Source organism: Arthrobacter senegalensis, assembly GCF_059091765.1.
Genome location: NZ_JBNHGZ010000002.1, coordinates 1008947 through 1015031 on the forward strand (window position 1 = coordinate 1008947; position 6085 = coordinate 1015031).

Here is a 6085-nt window from a genome sequence, read left to right on the forward strand (position 1 = left end):
CCATTGTCTCAGGCGCCGGCGAGCTCCAGCTCGGGCTCCTCCTCGCGGCGTCGGCGCAACTCCCTGCGGACGGCCTGCGTGATCAACAGGCCGGCCGCGACCGCCAGGACTGCCAGCGTGAGCCACACCGGGGCGGAGTTCTTTTCCGCCCCGCCCCACGTCTCCATCATGGTCTTGGCGTTGGTCAGGATGATGAGGCTTCCGGCTGCTACGCCGAGGACCGCCGCGGCCAGGTGCCGAACCAGCCACGCCGAGACGGGGGCCGCGATGACGCCGCCGGCGAGCAGGGCCAGAACCCAGGCGAAGTTAATGCCCTCCCGTCCGAGCGCGAGCAGGAAGCCCAGCGAGGCACTGACCGCAACGATGAACTCGGTGGCGGAGATCGAGCCGATGACCTTGCGGGGTTCGATCTTGCCGGTGGACAGCAGCGAGGTGGTGCCGATCGGCCCCCAGCCGCCGCCGCCGATGGCGTCCATCGTGCCGGCGACGAGGCCAAGCGGCATCAGGACGACGGCCTTGACCTGGCCCTTGAACTGCGGCCGGCGGCCGGACAGGATCAGGAACCGGAACAGGACGTAGGCGCCGAGCAGGAAAAGCAGCAGGGCAACCCACGGCTTGGCGACGTCGGCCGGCAGGCTGACCAGGAAGTTGGCTCCCATGAAGGCGCCGATGCCCCCCGGGACCGCCATGATCCCGACGATGCGCCAGTCGACGTTGCCGAACTTGTGGTGGGCGAAGCCGGAGATCAGCGCCGTGCCGACCTCGGAGAGGTGGACTGCTGCGCTGGCCGCAGCGGGAGCGATGCCCACGGCAATCATGAGGCTGGACGAGGTCACGCCGTATCCCATGCCGAGCGAGCCGTCGACCATCTGGGCGAGGAGGCCGACGATGGCCATGAGGAACAGATTGCGCATGTGAGTGCCTTTCCCCCGAAACCCTAGTAAGTCACTAGAGTTTGGAGTGTATGGACACCACGGGTCCGTGTCGATAGCAATCCGTCGTGAGCAAACATCCCTGAGCAAATCTTGAGGAACGTGCGCGGTTGGCCGTGCCGCTCCCGCGGAAACGTAGGACGGAGCGTGGACTGGGAGGCACAACACGGTTTGCCTGCGCATGGCGGCGCGGCTGGTGCTGCCGGGCCCTCTGGGCCTGATTGTCGGCATGTCGGTGATCGAGGCGCCGCTGAAGTTTCAGGCGCCCTGCATCACCATTCCGCTGGGGCTGGGTATCGGCCGGGGCAGAACCGGAGTTGCCCTGGCGTTGATCCTTCCGCCGGTCGCCGTCACCACTCGCCCGGCAGCGTGTAGGGCCGGGACCAGAGCGCGATCTGCAGGACCACTGCCTTCAGCCATGCCTGCATCATGGCGTCGACCTTCTCGACGGGATCCCCGCCGCTGGCCAGGAACGGCCGCATCGTGGTGACCACCGGCCCGATCAGCGCGATGAGGTGGCGCAACGGGACGACCTGAGTAGACCCCACGTGGTCGGTTTCGTTCTTGTGTTCGGGGGTGTGCCGCAGGGCGATTTCGTTTTGGTAGTCCAGCCACTCCTGGTCGTAGGGCTTGGTACAGGTATCCCTGATCCACTGGCCGAACCGGCGGCGGACCGCATTCAGGTAGTCCTCAATGGGCGGGCCGTCGGGCCGGGAGAAGTGCGCGACCAGCTGGGGTTGGCCGCCGACGAATCCGTACCAGACGTCGAGCACGTCCTCCACCTGGCCGTCAAGGATCTCGCCGGCCCGGTGCAGCAGGGCGGCGTCCTCGTCGCCAAACATGGCGCTGGCCTTGAGCTCATCGAGCTCGGCCAACGTGACCGGTGAATGCGCCACCGTGCCGTACTCGTAGCCGGGGATGTCTGAACCGCTGGATGCATGGACCGACATGGCAGTGCCTCCGCTGGAAGGTGTGGGACCGGCGCCTTGAACGGCCATTTATACTCCGCGACGCCGGTGGGGTCAACGATGCCTAGTTGCCGAAGGCCGGCGGCGGGACCACGTCCGGCCGGGCCTCTTCCTCCTCCTTGCTCCTGGTGGCGGGGACCGTGACGATAATCGAGGCGATGGCGACCACGACCATGAACACGTTGAACAGGAGGCCGACCGCCCCGCCGAAGCGCAGCGCCACGTTGTCCTGGCGGCCGATGAACAGGCCCCAGGACTGGATGAGTTCCGGGTTCACCGCCTGCGCGGCCACATACAGTGCCGCGGAGATGGCCACGCCGATGGCATTGCCCAGCGAGGACGCCATCTTGTAGATGCCGGATGCCGCGCCGACCTGGGCGTCCGGGACGTTGGACAGGGCGGCGTCGGTGGACGGGGTGGCGTAGAACCCCAGGCCGACGCCGAACAGGGTGAACCCGATGACAGTGAGCACTATGTACTCTTCGATGTGCAGGAACGTGGTGGAGCACAGCAGGATGCCGACGCCGGTGATCATGCTGCCCCACAGCATCGGCTTCTTCGGGCCGAAGCGCTGCAGCAGTTTCTCGCCCACCCGGATGGTGGCGAGGATGGCGATCAGGTAGCCGAGCGTCAGCAGGCCCGATTGCAGCGAGCTCAATCCGGCGGCCACCTGCACCAGTCCCAGCGAAACGATCAGCGTGCCCGCGGCTCCGTTGAGCAGGAAGTTGGACAGCGTCGCGCCGGTGAAGGTGCCGTTTCTGAACAGCTTCAGGTCCACGAACGCGAAGTGGCGGCGGCTTTCGATCTGCAGGAACAGCAGGCCGAACACCACGAAAGCGGCCACCAGCGCGACCCCCGGCCAACTGAACCAGCCGATGGCCGGCCCCTGGGAGATGTACACGTTGATGGCCACCAGCATGACGATGAAGCAGGCCAGCCCGCCCCAGTCGAAGCGGTGCCCGGCGGCCTCCGGATCGGCGGCCGCCCGCGACTCGGGCGTGCCCCGCAGCAGGAACAGCGCCAGCACCGACAGCACGATCGAAATCCAGAAGATGGACCGCCAGCCCAGGAAGGAGGTGGCCATCAGGCCGCCGAACAGGGCGCAGAAGCCCGAGCCGCCCCAGGAGCCGATGGACCAATACGAGAGTGCCCGCTGCCGGTCCTTGCCCTCGTAGTAGCTCTTGATCAGCGCCATGGTCGAAGGCATGATGCACGCGGCGGACAGGCCTTGGATCGCGCGGCCGCCCAGCAGCATGAAGTCGGTGAGGCCGCCGAGGTTTTCCGGTGTCAGCGCGATGAGCAGGGAGCCGAGAATGCTGAGGTAGATCCCGGCGTACATGATCTTGGCCCGGCCGATCCGGTCGGCGAGTCCGCCCGCGACGACGATGAAGATCCCGGAAAACAGCGACGTGATGGAGACGGCCAGGTTGGCCAGCGTCTGTTCGACCCCAAGCTGGTCCCGGATCCCCGGGATGACGTTGAGCAAAGTCTGCGCGAAGAGCCAGAAATTGATGACGGCCAGGACGATGCCCAGCAGCCACTTGTCGGTAGGTTTCCAGTCCGTGCGGACTGTGGTCGTGGTGGATTCGGTCATGGCAAACGACCCCTTACTTTGCCTTACTTTGCCAGGTACTCCAGAGCTGCAACGGCCTGCGCCTGGGTGGCAACGGAGAGCGTCGGGTCGATGGCGGGAGCGAAGAACGGTGAGTGGTTGGCCGGAATGTCTTCGGAGACAGTGCCGTTCTCCACGGCTTCCCGGTAGACGTCGGCCGGAACGGAGCCGACCGTCCAATAGGTGTAGGGCACCCCGAGGGCATCCGGAATCCGGCTGAAGTCCTCGGAGGCCGTGACGGGTTCGGCACGGTAGACCTGATCGCCCCCAAAATGCCGGCTGAAGGCGGCCGTGATGCGCTCGGTCGTTTCGGCGTCGTTGCTGGTCAACGGGAACTGGTCGTAGTACTCGAACTCAGGGTCGCGGGGCGATCCGGCGGCCGCACACTCGCCGCGGACAATCCGTTCGATCGATGCCATGATCCGTTCCCGCAGGCCCAGGTCGTACGTGCGCAGGTTCAGCAGCAGCTCGGCACGGTCCGGGATGATGTTGGACTTGGTGCCCGCGTTGGAGGCGCCGACAGTCACCACCGCGAATTCGCCCGGCTTGGTCTCGCGGGAAACGATGGTCTGCAGCCGCAGCACGATCGATGCGGCCAGCACCACGGGGTCCACGGAGTTGTGCGGCATGGAGCCGTGGGCGCCGCGCCCGTAGACCGTAATTTTCAGGGAGTCGCCGGCCGAGAGGATGGGGCCGGCCGTGGTGCCGATCTTCCCGGCCTCGGTGGGCATCACATGCTGGGCGAAGGCGACGTCCGGTGTAGGAATCCTGGCGGCCAGGCCGTCGTCGACCATTGCCCGGGCTCCGGCGGCAGTCTCCTCTCCCGGCTGGAAGAGCGCCACGTAGGTGCCCGCCCAGCGGTCCCTGTGTCCGGCCATCAGCTTTGCCGCACCCAGCAGGGACACGATGTGCATGTCGTGGCCGCAGGCGTGCATGACGCCGGTGGTCCCGCCTCCGGGAAGCTTCGCGGTGGTCTCTGCGGCGTAGTCCAGGCCGGTGGCCTCGGCGACCGGCAGCGCATCGATGTCCGCCCGTGCCAGCACCGTGCTGCCGGAACCGTTGTTGAGGACCCCGACGACGCCCGTCCCGCCGATCCGCTGGACCTCGTAGCCGAAGCCGGTCAGCTCCCGCGCGATCAGGTCGGCGGTGTGGTGTTCTTCCATGCTGAGCTCGGGGTTCCGGTGCAGGTCCTTGTACAGGTCCCGTTGCCAGCCCAGCTCCCGCTCGAGTGAGCCGGCGAGGCCGTCCGTGATCGCCATGGTTGCCCTCCTGGTCCGCCGGCCGAAGTGGGGGCCGGCTGGTTAGGCGTGCTTCCTCCAACGGTAGGACGTGGACCGTTCAGACACAACGACGACGGCGGTGTCCCGGCCACCTGCGATTCCGCATCCGAGGCACGGGCGCCGCGCACGGCGGGCCAAAGGCCGCGGCTCGCGTTTTAACCGGCTGACATTTCCACCGGCCAGGCGGTCAGCTCCACCACGGACCCGCCGCGCAGCACGGCCAGCGGGAACTCCACGCCGATGGCATCCGCGAAAAGCAGCCGCTGCAGGCTCTGCGCACTGGCCACCGGCTGCCCGGCGGCCCGGATCACGAGGTCGCCCGGCCGCAGTCCGGCCTGCTCGGCGGGGGAGCCGGGCAGCACCTCGACCACCCGCAGCGCGTTCCGCTCGCCGGTCCGCATGATATCCCGCGGGGACAACGGCAGCGGCGTACTCACCAGGCCGAGGTAGGCGCGCCTCACGCGTCCGTCGGCCAGCAGCGCGGAGATGATCCGGCGGGTCGTGGCGTTGATCGGCACGGCCAGGCCGAGCCCGATCCCGGCGACGGCCGTGTTGATCCCGACCACCCGTCCGGAGGCGTCGGCCAAGGCGCCGCCGGAACTGCCCGGGTTCAGTGCGGCGTCCGTCTGGATGACGTCCTCAATCACCCTCCGGTTCCTGCCCGCGGCCACGGGGATGGAGCGGCCCAGCGCGCTGACCACCCCGGCCGTCACCGAGCCGGAGAGGCCCAGCGGGCTGCCGACGGCGACGACCAGTTGGCCTACGCGCAGTTTGGACGCATCGCCCAGCTCGACCGGGCGCGGCACCGTGAGCCGGCCGCGCAGAACGGCGAGGTCGGAGAGCGGATCCGCGCCGACCACGTCAACGTCCGTGCGTGACCCGTCCGCGAAGGCCGCGTGGCCGCCGTCGGAGTTCGCCACGACGTGCGCGTTGGTGAGCAGGTAGCCGTCCTCGGTGAACACCACGGCCGAGCCGCCGGACGGGAAGCTCCTGTCCCGGCGTCGCACGTCCATCTGAATGCCCGCCACGTGCGGCGTGACGGTCTCCGCTATGCGCACCACGGACGCCGAATACGAGTCCAGCGGGTCCTGGGCGGCGTGCGCCGCCTGCGGGTCGGCATGCGGTTCCGGGATCGTGTTCACGGCCCACCTCCGGGAGCTTTGCTTGCTCACTATGGAACCGCAGAATGGCCCGGTTTAATCCGGCTGCCGCTACGCCTTCAGTGAACCCGGAGTTAACCACGCGACGGCGGGCGGCCGGCTGGTTGCCGGCCGCCCAAATCGGAAAAGCACA

5 protein-coding genes are annotated in these 6085 nt (G+C 67.9%); all 5 read right to left on the reverse strand.

The genetic code is table 11. From position 1 onward, the window contains the following. Positions 1-8 precede the first annotated feature (8 nt). A complete protein-coding gene (locus AC5RVG_RS10115) occupies positions 9-914 on the reverse strand; it encodes a sulfite exporter TauE/SafE family protein (protein ID WP_494013746.1) in 906 nt (301 codons plus the stop codon). 368 nt (positions 915-1282) lie between these two features. After that, positions 1283-1882, reverse strand: a complete 600-nt coding sequence (locus AC5RVG_RS10120; RefSeq protein ID WP_494013747.1) for a protoglobin domain-containing protein — start codon at positions 1880-1882, stop codon at positions 1283-1285. 82 nt (positions 1883-1964) lie between these two features. Then, a complete protein-coding gene (locus AC5RVG_RS10125) occupies positions 1965-3494 on the reverse strand; it encodes an MFS transporter (RefSeq protein WP_494000836.1) in 1530 nt (509 codons plus the stop codon). Positions 3495-3517: 23 nt separating this feature from the next. Further along, positions 3518-4771, reverse strand: coding sequence for an amidohydrolase (locus AC5RVG_RS10130; RefSeq protein WP_494013748.1), 1254 nt, complete (start codon positions 4769-4771; stop codon positions 3518-3520). 176 nt (positions 4772-4947) lie between these two features. Next, entirely contained in the window at positions 4948-5934 is a 987-nt protein-coding gene (locus AC5RVG_RS10135) for a S1C family serine protease (protein WP_494013749.1), read from the reverse strand. Positions 5935-6085: the final 151 nt, after the last annotated feature.

Coding starts and splice junctions, on each gene's coding strand:
- AC5RVG_RS10115 (WP_494013746.1), bottom strand. CDS start 914: ATGCGCAATCTGTTCCTCATGGCCATCGTCGGCCTCCTCGCCCAGATG.
- AC5RVG_RS10120 (WP_494013747.1), bottom strand. CDS start 1,882: ATGTCGGTCCATGCATCCAGCGGTTCAGACATCCCCGGCTACGAGTAC.
- AC5RVG_RS10125 (WP_494000836.1), bottom strand. CDS start 3,494: ATGACCGAATCCACCACGACCACAGTCCGCACGGACTGGAAACCTACC.
- AC5RVG_RS10130 (WP_494013748.1), bottom strand. CDS start 4,771: ATGGCGATCACGGACGGCCTCGCCGGCTCACTCGAGCGGGAGCTGGGC.